The sequence below is a fragment of the Burkholderia sp. RF7-non_BP4 genome, from assembly GCF_001521935.1.
Taxonomy (GTDB): domain Bacteria; phylum Pseudomonadota; class Gammaproteobacteria; order Burkholderiales; family Burkholderiaceae; genus Burkholderia; species Burkholderia diffusa.
Map to the genome: position 1 here is coordinate 66,547 of NZ_LOTA01000098.1, position 16,529 is coordinate 83,075.

A 16,529-nucleotide genomic window follows, 5' to 3' on the forward strand; every position below is an offset into this window, starting at 1 on the left:
CATCCTCGTAGGCCGTTATTGATATTTATGAAAGACATTAAACGCCGCCTGCGTAACATACCCGTTACAAGGATCGAAGTCCATGATGCGCGTGTCGAAGTTTGTCTCGGCGCTTCGCGACGCGTTTCCAGAAAGCCGGCGGAAGGCCGCGGCGCTTGTCCCGACGGGGCAGACGCCATGACGCCGGGTTATCGACGACGATTCCCGGCGAGTGGGTAAATGGTTGATTTCTACGCAGAAGAAATAAGCATTCCGGCCGATTTTTTCAGGCATTCCTGATGTTTCGACCGTAAGAAAGATAATCCGCCGAACCGGTTATTCCGGCCGAGCCACACGCATGTTGTCGCCAATGCCCGCGCGTCGTTGCGGCCACGCTTTACCGACGTCGTTTGCGGCGCCGCAGCAACGCGGCATCGTTTCGCTGTGCGCACCCGCCGCGCCGCGCTCCCGCCCCCCGCCGGCTCTCGTCCCAACAGACGATGTGACGCCATCCCCGACCGGCCAGAATCCTTTCACGAACAACGGAATCTGAACCTGGAGGAGGCCGACATGATCGATGTCCGTGCGCTCGGCTACGTCGTCGTCGAGGCGACCCGCGTCGATGCGTGGCGCCGCTACGCGGAAGACGTGCTGGGCATGCAGGCGCTCGACGCACCCGACGGCGCGCTGTACCTGAAGATGGACGAGCGCGATTTCCGCTACGTGATCGTCCCCGGCGCGACCGACCGCTATTTCGCGTCGGGCTGGGAACTGCCCGACGGCGCCGCGTTCGACGCCGCGCTCGTGGCGTTGCAACGGGCGGGCGTCGAAGCCGTGCGCGCCACGCGCGACGAAGCCGCGCTGCGCCGCGTGCAGGCCATGGCGTGGTGCACCGACCCGTCCGGCAATCGTCACGAGCTGTACTGGGGCGCGCGCTGCGACTTCCGCCGCTTCGTGTCGCCGCTCGGCGTCGCGCGCTTCGTCACCGGCGACATGGGGCTCGGCCACGCGGTGCTGCCCGCGCCGCAGTTCGACGCGACCGACGCATTCGTGCGCGGCGTGCTCGGCTTCGAACTGTCCGACATCTACCGCGTGAAGTTCACGCCGGACCCCGCCGAACCCGAGAAGCGCATCCACTTCATGCACTGCCGCAACGCGCGCCATCACAGCCTCGCGCTGTTCGAGATGGCCGTGCCGTCGGGTTGCGTGCACGTGATGGCCGAAGTCGACTCGATGGACGAGGTCGGCCGCGCGCTCGATCGGGTCGTCGCGCACGACGTGAAGATGTCGGCGACGCTCGGCCGGCACTGCAACGACCAGATGATCTCCTTCTACATGAAGACCCCCGGCGGCTTCGATCTCGAATACGGCTTCGGCGGCCTCACGGTCGACTGGTCGAAGCATGCGGTGTTCGAGGCCACGAAGGTGAGCCAGTGGGGCCACGATTTCAGCATCGGATACCGGTAAGCCAGCACGATGACGATGAAACCTCTCGACAAGACGATGTCCGCGCGCGACGTGGTCGCGCAACTCGCCGACGGCATGACGATCGGCATCGGCGGATGGGGGCCGCGGCGCAAGCCGATGGCGCTGGTGCGCGAGATCGCGCGCTCGAACCTGAAGGACCTGACGGTCGTCGCCTACGGCGGCGCCGACGTCGGCCTGCTGTGCGCGGCGGGCAAGGTGCGCAAGGTGGTGTTCGGCTTCGTGTCGCTGGACGTGATCCCGCTCGAACCGCATTTCCGCCGCGCCCGCGAACAGGGCCGCGTCGACGTGCTCGAACTCGACGAAGGGATGCTGCAGCTCGGCCTGCGCGCGGCCGCCGCGCGGCTGCCGTTCCTGCCGACGCGCGCCGGGCTCGGCACCGCGCTGCTCGATCACGCGCCGGAGCTGCGCACGGTCAGGTCGCCGTACGACGACGGCGAGACGCTGCTCGCGATGCCGGCGCTCGAGCTCGACGTCGCGCTGCTGCACGTGAACGCGGCCGACCGGATGGGCAACACGCGCATCGACGGCCCCGATCCGTTCTTCGACGCGTGGATGGCGCGCGCCGCGCGGCGCTGCTACGTGTCGGCGGAAACGGTCGACGCGTCGCTCGCGACCGAAGACCTCGATGCCGCGAAACGCAACCCGTTCGAGCGCTCGCTCGTCACCGGCGTCGTGCCTGCGCCGGGCGGCGCGCACCCGACATCGTGCGGGCCGGCCTACGGCTGGGACCTGCCGCACCTGCGCGCGTACTGCGCGAGCGCGGAAGACGATGCGAAGACGGCGGCGTACCTGCGCGACGTGGTCGGCCAGGACGAACGCCAGTATCTCGAAGGCGTCGGCGGCCTGCCGCATGTGACGACGCTGCCGTTGCCGATTCTGTAAAGGAGCGCCTGTGAGCGAATCTCTCGACCATTCCCTCGCGGAACTGATGATCGTCGCGTCCGCGCGACTCTGGCGCGACGACGGCGAAGTGCTGGCGACCGGCATCGGCACGGGCCCGCGGCTCGCGGCCGGCCTCGCGCGGCTCGCCTACAACAACGGGCTGATGCTGACCGACGGCGAGGCGTATCTCGTCGAGGAGCCGGTCCCGCTCGGCCCCCGTCCCGACGGCTATCGCGTGAAGGCGAGCGGCTGGATGACCTACGAACGCGTGTTCGACTGCCTGTGGCACGGCCGGCGCCACGCGCTGGTGATGCCGACGCAGATCGACCGCTTCGGCCAGGCGAACATCTCGTGGCTCGGCAATGACTACGCGCGTCCGAAGACGCAGCTGCTCGGCGCGCGCGGCTTCCCCGGCAACTCGACGAATCACGCGAACTCGTTCTTCGTCAGCGGCCACGGCAAGCGCACGTTCGTCGAAGGCGAAGTCGACATGGTCTGCACGGTCGGCTACAACCCGGCGCGCCGGCTGCCCGGCATGAAGACCTTCGTCGACCTGCGCAGCATCGTCACCGACCTGTGCGTGATGGATTTCGGCGGCCCCGATCACGCGATTCGCGTGCGTTCGCTGCATCCGGGCGTGAGCTTCGACGAGGTGCAGGATGCGACCGGCTTCCCGCTGGTTGCCGCACCGGAACTCGGCACGACGGCCGCGCCGAGCGCGGAAGACCTGCGCATCGTGCGTGCGCTCGACCCTCACAACCTGCGCGCGACGATCGTGCGCAACAATCCGGCGCCGCGCCGCGGATGAGGTCCGACATGGAAGCGACCCAGATGACGTTCGGCGACGGTGTCGTCGACTACGCGGTCGAGGACGGCATCGCGACGATCACGATGAACCGTCCCGAGTATCACAACGCGCAGAACTCGAAGATGACGTACGCGCTCGACGCGGCGTTCCGGCGCGCATCGCACGACGACGCGGTGAAGGCGATCGTGCTCGCGGGCGCCGGCAAGCATTTCTCGGCGGGCCACGACATCGGCACGCCGGGCCGCGACATTCACGAGTCGTTCGATCGCGCGTCGCTGTGGTACGACCACGTCGACAAGGAAGGCGGCGAATTCCTCTATGCGCGCGAACAGGAGGTGTACCTCGGGATGTGCCGGCGCTGGCGCGACCTGCCGAAGCCGACCATCGCGATGGTGCACGGCGCATGCATCGCGGGCGGGCTGATGCTCGCGTGGGTATGCGACCTGATCGTCGCGTCGGAGGACGCGTTCTTCGCGGATCCGGTCGTGCGGATGGGCATTCCGGGCGTCGAGTATTTCGCGCATGCGTACGAGCTGAACCCGCGCATCGCGAAGGAGTTCCTGTTCCTCGGCGAGCGGATGCCGGCCGAGCGCGCGTATCAGATGGGCATGGTCAACCGCGTCGTGCCGCGCGAGCGGCTGCGCGACGCGACCTACGCGATCGCCGCGAAGATCGCGACGATGCCGCGGCTCGGCCTCGCGCTGACCAAGCAGGCGCTGAACCACGTCGAGGAACTGCAGGGCAAGCGCGCGGCGATGGACGCGGCCTTCGCATGGCATCACTTCGCGCATGCGCACAACGAGCTCGTCAGCGGCGACCGCCTCGGCGGCTACGACGCGCGCAAGATGGCCAGCTCGCAGCGCAGGCCGGAGCAGGCGGAAGGCGAAGGGCGGACCGATGCGGCAACGGCCGCCGTCAACGGAGCCGCCGCATGAGCACGACGCTGCATACCCCGTTGTGCGACCTGCTCGGCTGCCGCTACCCGATCGTGCAGACCGCGATGGGCTGGGTAGCCGACGCACGGCTCGTCGCGGCCACCGCCAACGCCGGCGGCTTCGGCTTCCTGGCCGGCGCGACGCTCGAACCGGAGCAGGTCGAGGCCGAGATCCTGAAGGTGAAGGCGCTGACCGACAAGCCGTTCGGCATCAACTTCCACATGTTCCAGAAGAACGCCGCGCAGGTGGTCGATCTCGCGATCGAGCATCGGCTGCGCGCGGTCAGCTACGGGCGCGGGCCGGACGCGAAGACGATCCGCCGCTTCAAGGACGCCGGCATCGTCTGCATGCCGACCGTCGGCGCGCCGAAGCACGCGGCGAAGGCGGTCGAGCTCGGCGCGGACATCGTGACGGTGCAGGGCGCGGAAGGCGGCGGCCACACGGGCTCGGTGCCGACCACGCTGCTGTTGCCGAAGGTGCTCGACGCGGTGCGGGTGCCGGTCGTCGCGGCCGGCGGGTTCTTCGACGGGCGCGGGCTGGCTGCCGCGCTCGCGTACGGGGCGGCCGGCATCGCGATGGGCACGCGCTTCCTGATGAGCGCCGAATCGCCGGTGCCGCGCGCGACGCTCGAGCGCTACGTGGCGGTGGGCGATCCGGCGCGGATCCGCGTGTCGGACGCGCTCGACGGGCTACCGCAACGCATGATCGACAACCCGTATCTGCTGAAGCTCGAACGCTTCGGCCCGCTGCGCCGCACGCTGTTCGCGCTGAAGACGGCCGAAGCGTGGCGCCGTCAGAACGGATTGCGCACGACCGACATGCTGGGCCTCGCGATCAAGGCGCTGCGCTCGCACGACTACACGGCGAGCCAGACGCTGATGGCCGCGAACGCACCGTTCCTGATTCAGCGCGCGATCGTCGAGGGGCGGCCGGACGAGGGCGTGCTGCCGAGCGGCCAGGCGGCCGCGATGATCGGCGCGATCGAATCGTGCGACGCGCTGATCGCGCGGATCGTCGCGGAGGCCAGCGAGCGGCTCGACGCGCTGGCCGCGTTGCGCGGCGTGGCGGCGGCCCACGCGGCTTGAAAGACATCACAGGGAGGCAGTGGAGATGACTACATCCAAACAACCGGGCGGCGCGATGCCGTTCCGGATCGAGCGCGCCGACGGCATCGCCGAACTGGTGATCGCCCATCCGCCCGTGAACGCACTCGATGCGCAGGGCTGGCACGCGCTCGCGCGGGCGCTCGATGCGCTCGGCGAGGACGACGACGTGCGCGTGATCGTCGTGCGCGGCGAAGGCCGCGGCTTCTGCGCGGGCGTCGACATCAAGGAGCTGGCCGCGCATCCGGAACGGATCGTGTCGGTCAACGCGGGCAACTACGAGACGTTCCGCGCGGTGCACCGCAACCCGAAGCCGGTGATCGCGGCCGTGCACGGCTTCGTGCTCGGCGGCGGGATCGGCATCTGCGGCGCGGCGGATATCGTCGTCGCGGCCGACTGCGCGCGCTTCGGCGTGCCGGAGATCGACCGTGGCGCGATGGGCGGCGGCGCGCATCTGCAACGACTGTTCGGTGTGCAGAAGGTCCGCGCGATGTACTTCACGGGCGAGATGATCGACGCGGCCGAGGCGTACCGGCTCGGTGCGGTCGAGCAGGTCGTCGCGCGCGATGCGCTGCGCGACGCGGCGCTCGCGATCGCCCGCAAGATCGCGGAAAAGAGCCCGGCGATGGTGCGGCTCGCGAAGGAGGCGCTGAACGGCGTCGAGGACGGCGATCTCGAGGACAAGTACCGCTGGGAGCAGGGCTTCACGCTGCAGGCGTACATGACCAACGACTCGACGGAGGCGCGCGCCGCGTTCGTCGAGAAGCGCGACGCGCATTTCGACGCACGGACCAGCGTCGAGGAGGCACGCGCATGAACCTGACCTATACGCCGCAACAGCAGGCGTTCCGCGCGGAAATCCGCGAATGGCTCGCCGCGCACGTGCCGCGCGAGCGGCTGCCGAGTTTCGACACCGAGGAAGGCTTCACCGCGCACCGCGACTGGGAGCGCACGCTGCATTCGGGCCGCTGGAGCATGGTCACGTGGCCGCGCGAGCTGGGCGGGCGCGGTTGCGACCTGATCGAGTGGCTGATCTTCGAGGAAGAGTACTGGCGCGCCGACGCGCCGATGCGCGTGAACCAGAACGGCATCTTCCTGCTCGGCCCGACGCTGATGGATTTCGGCACGGCGGAGCAGAAGGCGCGCTTCCTGCCGGCGATGGCGGCGGGCGAGCACGTGTGGGCGCAGGGCTGGTCGGAGCCGAACGCGGGCTCGGACATGGCCGCGATCCGCACGACGGCGATCCGCATCGGCGACGAATACGTGCTCAACGGCCAGAAGATCTGGTCGACCCGCGCGGTGTGGGCCGACTGGCTGTTCGGGCTGTTCCGCAGCGATCCCGAATCGTCGCGTCACCACGGGCTCACGTTCCTGATGGTGCCGCTGTCGACGCCGGGCATCACCGTGCGCCCGATTCGCCAGCTGAACGGGCAGACGGGCTTCGCGGAAATCTTCTTCGACGACGTGCGCGTGCCGGTCGAGAACCGCCTCGCGGCCGAAGGCGCGGGCTGGCAGGTCGCGATGGCGACGGCCGGCTTCGAGCGCGGGTTGATGCTGCGTTCGCCCGCGCGTTTCCAGCGCACCGCGCAGGCGCTGCGCGACCTGTATCTCGCGCACCGCGACAGCGCGGATCGCGACCCGACGCTGCGCGAACGCGTGGTCGGCGCATGGATGGATGCGCAGGCGTACGCGTTGTCGACCTACGCGACCGCGAGCCGGCTGTTGAAGGGCGGCCATATCGGCGCGGAGTCGAGCACCAACAAGGTGTTCTGGTCGGAGCTCGACCTGCGGATGCACCAGACCGCGCTCGACATTCTCGGCGCGCACGGCGAGGTCGTCCCGCAGACGGCCGCGCAGCACGCGACGCTCGGCCACTGGCTCGACGGCTTCCTGTTCGCGCAGGCCGGCCCGATCTACGCGGGCACCAACGAGATCCAGCGCAACATCGTCGCCGAACGGATGCTCGGCATGCCGCGCGCGTAAGCGCGTCGGCGCCAACCTCACTGAACGGACATCGTATGGATTTCGTATTCGATGAAGACCAGGAGGCGCTCGCGGACAGCGTGAAGCGCCTGCTGATGACCGAGATGACCCCGGAGCTGATCCGCGAGCTATGGGCCACGCCGACGGGCCGCTCCGACGCGCTGTGGTCGCTGTTCGCGTCGCAGGGGCTGACCGCCGTGTCGGTGCCCGAGGCGCACGGCGGTCTCGGCCTGACCGAAGTGGAATGGGCGCTGCTCGCGCAGACCTACGGCTACTTCGGCAGCCCCGAGCCGTTGCTCGACACCGCGCTCGTGTCGGCCGGCGTGCTCGCGCGGCTGCCCGCCGCCGACTGGCGCGACGCGCTGCTGCGCGACATCGCCGAAGGGCGCGCGCGCGTCGCGCTCGTGCATCCGGTGAACCCGTATGCGGCCGACGTGCACGTCGCGCAAGCGCTGCTGTGCGAGCACCGCGGCGAGCTGCACCGCGTGAATCCCGCGCAGTGCGCGTGGCGCGCGGTCGACAGCGTCGACCCGTCGCGGCGCCTGTTCACGCTCGACTGGGAGCCGTCGGCGGCCACGCGCATCGCGAGCGCCGACGAAGCCGCGCCGCTGCTCGATCGCGCGCTCGACCACGGCGCGTTCGCGGTCGCGGCGCAACTGCTCGGGCTCACGCAGCGCGTGCTCGACGTCGCGATCGACTACAGCGCGCAGCGCAAGCAGTTCGGCAAGGCGATCGGCTCATACCAGGCGCTCAAGCATCTGCTCGCCGACGTCGCGATTCGCTACGAGTTCGCGCGGCCGGTGGTGACGCGCGCGGCCCGGGCGATCGCCGACGATCACCCGCAGCGCGCGGTGCTGGTGTCGCACGCGAAGCTCGCGGCGACCGCCGCCGCGCAACTGGCCGCGCGCCACACGATGCAGGTGCACGGCGCGATCGGCTACACGTGGGAGCTCGACCTGCAGATCTTCATGAAGCGGATCTGGGCGCTCTCCGGCAGCTGGGGCGACAACGCATTCCACAAGGCCCGCGTGGCCGACGCGATCCTCGGCGACGCATTGCCGATCGGCCCCGCGCAGACCTTCGACTTCGAGGAAACCCACCGATGAAACAAGCCTATATCGTCGACGCGCTGCGCACGCCGACCGGCCGCCGCAAGGGCGGGCTCGCGCACGTGCATGCGGCGGACCTCGGCGGCTTCGTGCTCAAGACGCTCGTCGAGCGCAACGCGATCCCGGCCGACGAATACGACGACGTGGTATTCGGCTGCGTCGACACGATCGGCCCGCTCGCCGGCAACATCGCGCGCACCTGCTGGCTCGCGGCCGGGCTGCCGCTCCAGGTGCCGGGCGTGACGGTCGACCGCCAGTGCGGCTCGTCGCAGCAGGCCGTGCACTTCGCCGCGCAGGCCGTGATGAGCGGCGTGCAGGACGTGGTGGTCGCGGGCGGCGTGCAGACGATGACGCAGATCCCGATCTCGTCCGCGATGACGAGCGCAGCGCCGCTCGGCTTCAACGACCCGTTCTCGGGCAGCGCCGGCTGGCGCGCGCGCTTCGGCGACGCGCCGGTGTCGCAGTTCGTCGCCGCGCAGCGGATCGCCGATCACTGGAACCTGTCGCGCGATGCGATGGAGCGCTACGCGCTGGAAAGCCACCGCCGCGCGGTCGCGGCGATCGAGGCAGGCCATTTCAAGCGGGAAATCGTGCCGCTCGAAGGCGTGCGGCACGACGAGACGCCGCGCCCCGACACATCGCTCGAAAAGATGGCGACGCTCGAACCGCTGATGCCGGGCGGCTCGCTGACGGCCGCCGTCGCGAGCCAGACCTGCGATGCGGCCGCCGCGTTGCTGATCGTGTCGGAGGATGCGCTGAAGCGCTACGGGCTCACGCCGCGCGCACGCATTCACCACCTGAGCGTGCTCGGCGACGATCCGCTGTGGATGCTCACCGCGCCGATCCCGGCGACCCGGGCCGCGTTGAAGAAGAGCGGGCTCGACTGGTCGCGGATCGACGTCGTCGAGATGAACGAGGCGTTCGCGTCGGTCGCGCAGGCGTGGCTCGCGGACACGCGCTTCCCGCACGAGAAGACCAACCCGAACGGCGGCGGCATCGCGCTCGGCCACCCGCTCGGCGCGACCGGCGCACGGCTGATGACGACGCTGCTGCACGAACTGGAACGCACCGGCGGTCGTTACGGATTGCAGACGATGTGCGAAGGCGGCGGCCTCGCGAACGTCACGATCATCGAGCGCCTGTGAGCGCGGCACTTTCACGATCCCTCGATCCAGGAGGCACAAGCATGGGAATCTGTAACGGACGCACCGCCATCATCACCGGGGCGGGCGGCGGCCTCGGGCGCGAATACGCGCTCGCGTTCGCGGCCGAAGGCGCGGCGGTCGTCGTCAACGACATCCGTCACGAGGCCGCGCAGGCCGTGTGCGACGAGATCGCACGACGCGGCGGCCGCGCGCTCGCGAATGCCGACGACATCACCCGGATCGACACCGCGCAGCGGATCGTCGATGCCGCGCGCGAAGCGTTCGGCGACGTGCACGTGCTGGTGAACAACGCGGGCATCTGCCGCGACAAGATGTTCACCAGCATGACCGAAACCGACTGGGACGACGTGATGCGCGTGCATTTGCGCGGCCACTTCTGCCTGTCGAGCGTGCTGGCGCGCGTGTGGCGCGACGCCGCGAAGGCCGGTCACGCGGTCGACGCGCGGATCGTCAACACGAGTTCCGGCGCCGGGCTGCAAGGGTCGATCGGCCAGTCGAACTATGGCGCGGCGAAGGCCGGCATCGCGGCGCTCACGCTGATGCAGGCGGCCGAGCTGCAGCGCTACGGCGTGCGCGTGAACGCGCTCGCGCCGGCCGCGCGCACGTCGATGACCGAAGGCGTATTCGCCGACATGATGAAGAAGCCCGAGGACGGCGGCTTCGACTATTTCGATCCGGCCAACGTCGCGCCGCTGGTCGTGTGGCTCGGCAGCGCGCTGTCGGCCGACGTGACGGGCCAGGTGTTCGAGGTCGCGGGCGGGATGATCGCGGTCGCCGAAGGCTGGCGCACCGGCCCGAGCGTCGACCGCGGCGCGCGCTGGGCGCCGGCCGAGGTCGGCCCGGCGGTCGCGCGGCTGATCGCCGACGCGCGTCCCGCGCAGCGCGTGTACGGGAGCTGACGCATGGATCTGGCGCTCACCGACGAACAGGCGATGATCCGCGACGCGGCGGCCGACGTGCTCGCCGAACGCAGCGCGTCCGCCGACGTGCGACGCGCGCTCGAGCAATCGGCCGGCCGCGACGACACGCTGTGGGCCGCGCTCGCGGGCGAGCTCGGCTGGAACGCGCTGTCGCTGCCGGAGGCGGCAGGCGGGATGGGGCTCGGCGCGGTCGAGCAGACGTTGTTGATGGAGCAGCTCGGCCGGCGCGTCGCGTGCGTGCCGTATTTTTCGACCGCGTGCCTGGCCGCGACCGCGCTGGCGAGCTGCTCCGACGTGCCGCTCGCGACGGGCTGGCTCGAGAAGATCGCCGAAGGTGCATGCAGCGCGACGCTGGCCTTGCCGTTCGAGCTTCCCGCCGGTGCCGGGCAGTTGCCGGTCGTCGCGGAAGAAGCAGCGGGCGGCTATGCGTTGTCCGGCACGATCGAACAGGTGATCGACGGCGCGCGCGCCGATCTGCTGCTCATCCCCGCGCGGATCGCGAACGAGGGGCAGTCGATCGGCCTGTTCGCGATCGACGTCGCGACGGCGCCCGGCCTGAGCATCGCGCCGCTCGACACGCTCGACGCGACGCGGCCGATCGCGCGCATCGTCCTCGACGACATCCGCGTGAGCCGCGACGCGCTGTTCGCCGGCGGCACCGTCGCCGCGCGGGTGCTCGAGCGTGCCGCATGGTTCGCGGCGCTGGCGCTGGCCGCCGAACAGCTCGGCGGCGCACAGCACTGCCTCGACCTGACGCTCGACTACACGGGCCAGCGCGTGCAGTTCGGCCGCGCGATCGCGTCGTTCCAGGCCGTCAAGCATCGCTGCGCGCAGATGATGGTGCTGATCGAATCCGCACGCTCGGCGGTGCTCGGCGCGGCGCACGCATGGGATGCGGACGCGGGCGGGGCGGCGCCGGGCGCGGCGTTGCGCGCCGACGTCGCGGCCGCGAAAGCCGCCGCGAACGACGCATATGCGTTCTGCGCGCAGGAAGCGATCCAGCTGCACGGCGGTGTCGGCTTTACGTGGGAATACGACCCGCATCTCTACTTCAAGCGCGCGCAGGCATCGCTCGCGCAGTTCGGCAGCACGCCGCAACTGCTCGAATGGATCGCCCGCCATGCGATCGACGGCGACACGTCGCGGCGCGAGGCGGCACTGGCGTCGCCGCAGGCGTCGATCGCCACGCGTCCGTCCGCCGCGCGCACCGGAGCACTCCAATGAACAGCGAAACGCGCGAACAGCAATTGCGGCACGAAGTCGCCGACTGGGTGCAGTCGCACCTGACCGGCGAATTCGCGTGCCTGAAATACCGCGGCGGCCCCGGCGACGAGGAAGCGTTTCCGGAACTGCGCAAGGCGTGGGAACGGGAACTGGCGCACGGCGGCTGGACCGGCCTCGGCTGGCCGACCGACGTGGGCGGCCGCGGCTTCTCGGTCGCCGAGCAGGTGATCTTCCACGAGGAATATGCGCGTGCCGGCGGCCCGGGCCGGATGGGCCATATCGGCGAAGGGCTGCTCGGGCCGACGCTCGTCGCGTGCGGCACCGACGACCAGCGCGCGCGCTTCCTGCCCGGGATTCTCGCCGGCACGCAGTTCTGGTGCCAGGGCTACTCGGAACCGGGCGCGGGCTCCGATCTCGCGAACGTGCGCACGCGTGCCGAGCAGGACGCCGACGGCACCTGGCGCGTGTTCGGCCAGAAGGTGTGGACGTCGCTCGCGCACGATTCCGACTGGATCTTCGTGCTCGCGCGTACCGATCCGGCATCGAAGGGCAACAAGGGGCTGTCGTTCCTGCTGCTGCCGCTCGACCAGCCGGGCATCGAGATCCGCCCGATCAGGCAGCTCAACGGCGGCGCCGAATTCAACGAAGTGTTCTTCGACGGCGCGCGCGCGGCAGCACGCGACCTGGTCGGCGCGCCGGGCGACGGCTGGCGCATCGCGATGACGCTGCTCGGCTTCGAGCGCGGGATGTCGACGCTCGGCCAGCAGATGCAGTTCGTCCGCGAGCTCGAATGGGTGATCGACGCCGCGCGCGAGTCGGGCGCCGATCGCGACCCGGTGCTGCGCCAGCGGATCGGCCGCGCGTGGGCCGGGCTGCGCGTGATGCGCTACAACGCGCTGCGGATGCTGTCGGGCGCGGACGACGCGAACGGCGCCACCGCGCCGCTGCGCCGCGAGGCGCTGATCTACAAGTATTTCTGGTCGAACTGGCACCGCGACCTCGGCCAGCTCGCGATGGACGCGCTCGGGCCCCGCGCGAACGTGATCGATCCGGCCGACGAGAAGCTCACCCATCTGCAGCGCGTATTCCTGTTCTCCCGTGCGGACACGATCTACGCCGGCACCAACGAAATCCAGCTCAACATCATGGCCGAGCGCGGGCTCGGCATGCCCAGGGAACCACGAGGCACAGCATGACCGAACCCCAGATCCAGAAAGCGCCGGCCTACGTGCCGGGCCACCAGCTGCTCGCCGGCAAATCGGTGCTGATCACGGCCGCCGCCGGCGCCGGCATCGGCTTCGCGGCCGCGCGTCGCTGCGCGGAGGAAGGCTGCCGCGCGCTGTTCATCTCCGACATCCACGAGAAGCGCCTCGAACAGGCCGTGGAGACGCTGCGCGCCGAAACGGGGCTGCGGCAGATCTACGGCCGCCTGTGCAACGTCGCGGTCGAGGATGACGTGCAGGCGCTCGTGGCCGATGCGCAGGACAGGCTCGACGGCGTCGACGTGCTGATCAACAACGCCGGGCTCGGCGGCGCCAAACGCATCGTCGAAATGGACGATGCCGAATGGTCGCGGGTGATCGACATTAGCCTCACCGGGACGTTCCGGATGACGCGCGCGATGCTGCCGCACATGCAGGCCCGCGGCCGCGGCGCGATCGTCAACAACGCATCGGTGCTCGGCTGGCGTGCGCAGGCGGAACAGGCGCACTACGCGGCGGCGAAGGCGGGCGTGATGGCGCTCACGCGCTGCGCGGCGCTCGAGGCGTCGCCTTACGGCGTGCGCATCAACGCGGTCGCGCCGAGCATTGCGATGCACGATTTTCTGAAGAAGTCGGCCCCGGCCGACTTGCTGAATCAACTGGCGTCGCGCGAAGCCTTCGGGCGCGCCGCCGAAGTCTGGGAGGTCGCGAACGTGATGGTGTTCCTTGCAAGCGATTACGCGTCGTACATGACGGGCGAAGTGCTGTCGGTCAGCAGCCAGCACGCATGATGGAGACGACCCTCGACCCCGTGCGCGCGACGCCCCGCGTGTTCGCGCATCCCGCTGAACTCGCGGCGGCCGTCGGCGACACGCTCGGCGCGAGCGCGTGGCTCGCGATCGACCAGATCCGCATCGACGGCTTCGCCGACGCGACGGGCGACCACCAGTGGGTGCACGTCGACCCGGTCCGCGCGAAGGACGGCCCGTTCGGCGCGTGCATCGCGCACGGCTACCTGACGCTGTCGCTCGTCAATCATTTCCTGCCGCAGATCGTGCGCATCGACGGCGCGCGGCTCGGCGTCAACTACGGCTGCGACAGGATCCGCTTCCCGGCGCCGGTGAAGGTCGGCGCGCGCGTGCGCGGCGTCGGCGAGCTGCTGCGCGTCGAGCCGCTCGACGGCGGCGTGCAGGCATGGATTCGCGTGACCGTCGAGATCGAAGGCGACGCGAAACCCGGCTGCGTGGCCGACACGATCAGCCGTTACTACTTCTAGATTCAGAGAGCCAGCTCATGGAAGACGCAGTCATCGTTTCCGTCGCACGCACGCCGATCGGCAAGGCGTTTCGCGGCATGTTCAACGACACAGAGGCGCCCGCGCTGGGCGGCCACGTCGTGCGCACCGCGCTCGAACGCGCGGGCGTCGCGCCGGCCGACGTCGACGACGTGCTGATCGGCTGCGCCGCGCAGCAGGGAACGCAGGGCTACAACATCGGTCGCCTGTCGGCCGCGGCGGCGGGGCTGCCGGCGTCGGTGCCCGGCATGTCGATCGACCGCATGTGTTCGTCGGGCCTGATGTCGATCGCGAGCGCCGCGCGCAGCATCGGCGCGGGCGACGCGCGGATCGTCGTCGCGGGCGGCGTCGAATCGATCTCGCTCACGCAGAACAAGCACAAGAACGTCTACCGCGCGCGTTCGCAGGCCGTGCTCGATCACCAGCCGGCCGCGTACATGGCGATGATGGAAACCGCCGAGATCGTGTCGCGCCGCTACGGGATCTCGCGGGCGGCGCAGGACGAATTCGCGTTGCAGAGCCACCAGCGCACGGCCGACGCACAAGCGGCCGGCCGCTTCGACGCGGAAATCGCGCCGCTCGACGTGACGCGCGGGCTGTTCGACAAGGAAGGCAACCCGACCGGTCACGAGGCCGTGCGCGCGGCGCGCGACGAAGGCGTGCGCGCCGATACGACGGCCGAGCGGCTCGCGGGGCTCAAGCCGTCGTGGAGCGGCGGCAAGGTCGTCGAGCAGGGCGAGTTCGTGACGGCCGGCAACGCGTCGCAGCTGTCGGACGGCGCGGCGGCGGTGGTCGTGATGTCGCGCGACGAGGCCGCGCGTCGCGGGCTCGCGCCGCTCGGCACGTTCCGCGGGCTGGCCGTGGCCGGCTGCGAGCCGGACGAAATGGGCATCGGCCCGGTGTTCGCGATTCCGAAGCTGCTGGCGCGCTTCGGGATGACCGTGCGCGACATCGGGCTGTGGGAGCTGAACGAGGCATTCGCGTGCCAGGCGCTGTATTGCCGCGACACGCTCGGCATTCCCGACGAGCGGCTGAACGTCGACGGCGGCGCGATCGCGTTGGGCCACCCGTTCGGGATGTCGGGCACGCGGATGACGATGCATGCGCTGCTCGAAGGCGCGCGCCGCGGCGTACGGCATGCGGTCGTGACGATGTGCATCGGCGGCGGGATGGGTGCCGCCGCGCTGTTCGAAGTCGGCGCGTAACGGCATGTAACGGCGTTCGACGCAGCCGCACCGGCGGCCGCACCGACAACCCGGTTCGGCCGCCATCCATTCGGAACCATGCGAGGCCGCGGCGACGACCGACGGCCCGGAGACTTGCAGCGGCAGGGCGAGCGCGTCGGCGCGGGCCCGGGCCGCTTGCCAGGACAGGAGACAACCGATGAAACGTACCTTGCCAGGACTCGCGATGTCGGCGCTCGTGCTCGGCGCCGCGCTGTTCGCGTTCTCGCCGCGCCCGCTGCCGGCGTTCCCGGTCACCGCGATCCATGCGGACCGCCTGCAGATCAACGGGCTCGCCCGGGCCGGCACGCGCATCGTCGCGGTCGGCGAGCGCGGCGTGATTCTGCTGAGCGACGATGCGGGCCGCCGCTGGCGGCCGGCGTCGGTCACGCCCGACCAGGGCTCGACGCTCACGCAGGTGAGCTTCGTCACGCCGACGCTCGGCATCGCGGTCGGCCACGACGGCCGGATCGTGCGCAGCGACGATGCGGGCGTGCACTGGCGCGCGGTCCACAGCGACAACGCGCATTCCGATCCGCTGCTGTCCGTCTGGGGCAGGGCGAACGGCCCGCTGTTCGCGGCCGGCAGTTTCGGCCAGCTGCTGCGCTCGGACGACGCCGGGCTCACGTGGCAGCCGCTGAAGACGCCGGCGGGCGACCGCCACCTGAACGCGATCGTCGGCGACGGCCACGGCAATTTGCTGATCGCAGGCGAGAGCGGCACGCTGCTGCGCTCGACCGATAACGGCGTGACCTGGGACAAGCGCCCGTCGCCGTACGCAGGCTCGCTGTTCGGCGCGCTGATGCTCGCGAACGGCGACTGGATCGCGTACGGCATGCGCGGCAACGTGCTGCGCAGTGCCGATCGCGGCACGACCTGGACGCACGTCGACAGCCATGTGCCGGTGTCGTACTTCGGCGCGACCCAGCTTGCCGACGGCGATCTCGTGCTGGTCGGCCAGGGCGGCGCGATCGTCGCATCGCGCGACGGCGGCCTGACCTTCGACGTGCGCAAGCTCGGCGGCGTGCAGAGCCTCGCGGCCGTGCTCGACATGGGCCGGGGCGCGCTGCTGCTCGGCGGCGAGGCCGGCGTCGCGCCGCTCACCGTGTCGCCGTCCTGATGCGCGGCGGCGGCGCTTGGCGCCGCCCGCATCCGTTCGCGTCGCTGCGCCGACCCGTACCGCCCGCATCGTCCGTCCCATCCGTTCCGACCC

17 protein-coding genes are annotated in these 16,529 nt (G+C 70.3%); 16 read left to right on the plus strand and 1 reads right to left on the minus strand.

The window, feature by feature from the left end:
• Nucleotides 1-15: 15 nt before the first annotated feature.
• The gene (locus WS49_RS35490) at nucleotides 16-273 is read right to left on the minus strand and encodes a hypothetical protein (RefSeq protein WP_156441493.1); all 258 of its coding nucleotides are present in this window, start codon (nucleotides 271-273) and stop codon (nucleotides 16-18) included.
• A gap of 276 nt (nucleotides 274-549) precedes the next feature.
• Between WS49_RS35490 and WS49_RS32625 the strand changes: the two genes are divergently transcribed.
• From WS49_RS32625 to WS49_RS32700, 16 genes are all read left to right on the plus strand, one after another.
• A complete protein-coding gene (locus WS49_RS32625; protein ID WP_059537690.1) occupies nucleotides 550-1,446 on the plus strand; it encodes a VOC family protein in 897 nt (298 codons plus the stop codon).
• Nucleotides 1,447-1,455: 9 nt separating this feature from the next.
• Nucleotides 1,456-2,349 (plus strand): CoA transferase subunit A, encoded by an 894-nt coding sequence (locus WS49_RS32630; protein WP_059537693.1) that lies wholly within the window; start codon nucleotides 1,456-1,458, stop codon nucleotides 2,347-2,349.
• 10 nt (nucleotides 2,350-2,359) lie between these two features.
• Nucleotides 2,360-3,157: a CoA-transferase subunit beta gene (locus WS49_RS32635; protein ID WP_059537696.1), complete on the plus strand. Its 798-nt coding sequence runs from the start codon at nucleotides 2,360-2,362 to the stop codon at nucleotides 3,155-3,157.
• Nucleotides 3,158-3,165: 8 nt separating this feature from the next.
• Nucleotides 3,166-4,092, plus strand: a complete 927-nt coding sequence (locus WS49_RS32640; protein ID WP_059537699.1) for an enoyl-CoA hydratase — start codon at nucleotides 3,166-3,168, stop codon at nucleotides 4,090-4,092.
• Complete coding sequence (locus tag WS49_RS32645; RefSeq protein ID WP_059537702.1) at nucleotides 4,089-5,177, plus strand: NAD(P)H-dependent flavin oxidoreductase; 1,089 nt, start codon at nucleotides 4,089-4,091, stop codon at nucleotides 5,175-5,177. The genes WS49_RS32640 and WS49_RS32645 overlap by 4 nt, the downstream gene beginning before the upstream one ends.
• A gap of 25 nt (nucleotides 5,178-5,202) precedes the next feature.
• Nucleotides 5,203-6,012: an enoyl-CoA hydratase family protein gene (locus WS49_RS32650; RefSeq protein WP_059537705.1), complete on the plus strand. Its 810-nt coding sequence runs from the start codon at nucleotides 5,203-5,205 to the stop codon at nucleotides 6,010-6,012.
• Entirely contained in the window at nucleotides 6,009-7,178 is a 1,170-nt protein-coding gene (locus WS49_RS32655; RefSeq protein ID WP_059537708.1) for an acyl-CoA dehydrogenase family protein, read from the plus strand. Before WS49_RS32650 ends, WS49_RS32655 begins: the two co-directional genes overlap by 4 nt.
• A 35-nt stretch (nucleotides 7,179-7,213) precedes the next feature.
• Nucleotides 7,214-8,284 carry an acyl-CoA dehydrogenase family protein gene (locus WS49_RS32660; RefSeq protein ID WP_059537713.1) on the plus strand — a complete coding sequence of 357 codons (1,071 nt, stop codon included), beginning with the start codon at nucleotides 7,214-7,216 and terminating at the stop codon, nucleotides 8,282-8,284.
• Nucleotides 8,281-9,432 carry an acetyl-CoA C-acetyltransferase gene (locus tag WS49_RS32665; RefSeq protein ID WP_059537716.1) on the plus strand — a complete coding sequence of 384 codons (1,152 nt, stop codon included), beginning with the start codon at nucleotides 8,281-8,283 and terminating at the stop codon, nucleotides 9,430-9,432. Before WS49_RS32660 ends, WS49_RS32665 begins: the two co-directional genes overlap by 4 nt.
• 41 nt (nucleotides 9,433-9,473) lie before the next feature.
• Nucleotides 9,474-10,352, plus strand: a complete 879-nt coding sequence (locus WS49_RS32670) for an SDR family oxidoreductase (protein WP_059537721.1) — start codon at nucleotides 9,474-9,476, stop codon at nucleotides 10,350-10,352.
• Between the two features lie 3 nt (nucleotides 10,353-10,355).
• Entirely contained in the window at nucleotides 10,356-11,597 is a 1,242-nt protein-coding gene (locus tag WS49_RS32675; protein ID WP_059537724.1) for an acyl-CoA dehydrogenase family protein, read from the plus strand.
• The gene (locus WS49_RS32680; protein WP_059537726.1) at nucleotides 11,594-12,793 is read left to right on the plus strand and encodes an acyl-CoA dehydrogenase family protein; all 1,200 of its coding nucleotides are present in this window, start codon (nucleotides 11,594-11,596) and stop codon (nucleotides 12,791-12,793) included. The genes WS49_RS32675 and WS49_RS32680 overlap by 4 nt, the downstream gene beginning before the upstream one ends.
• The gene (locus tag WS49_RS32685; protein ID WP_059537734.1) at nucleotides 12,790-13,590 is read left to right on the plus strand and encodes an SDR family oxidoreductase; all 801 of its coding nucleotides are present in this window, start codon (nucleotides 12,790-12,792) and stop codon (nucleotides 13,588-13,590) included. The genes WS49_RS32680 and WS49_RS32685 overlap by 4 nt, the downstream gene beginning before the upstream one ends.
• On the plus strand, nucleotides 13,590-14,075 hold the full coding sequence (locus tag WS49_RS32690) for a MaoC family dehydratase (RefSeq protein ID WP_059537737.1): 486 nt from the start codon (nucleotides 13,590-13,592) through the stop codon (nucleotides 14,073-14,075). The genes WS49_RS32685 and WS49_RS32690 overlap by 1 nt, the downstream gene beginning before the upstream one ends.
• A gap of 17 nt (nucleotides 14,076-14,092) precedes the next feature.
• Nucleotides 14,093-15,298, plus strand: a complete 1,206-nt coding sequence (locus WS49_RS32695; RefSeq protein WP_059537740.1) for an acetyl-CoA C-acyltransferase — start codon at nucleotides 14,093-14,095, stop codon at nucleotides 15,296-15,298.
• Between the two features lie 178 nt (nucleotides 15,299-15,476).
• The gene (locus WS49_RS32700) at nucleotides 15,477-16,436 is read left to right on the plus strand and encodes a WD40/YVTN/BNR-like repeat-containing protein (RefSeq protein WP_059537743.1); all 960 of its coding nucleotides are present in this window, start codon (nucleotides 15,477-15,479) and stop codon (nucleotides 16,434-16,436) included.
• The last annotated feature ends 93 nt before the right edge of the window (nucleotides 16,437-16,529 follow it).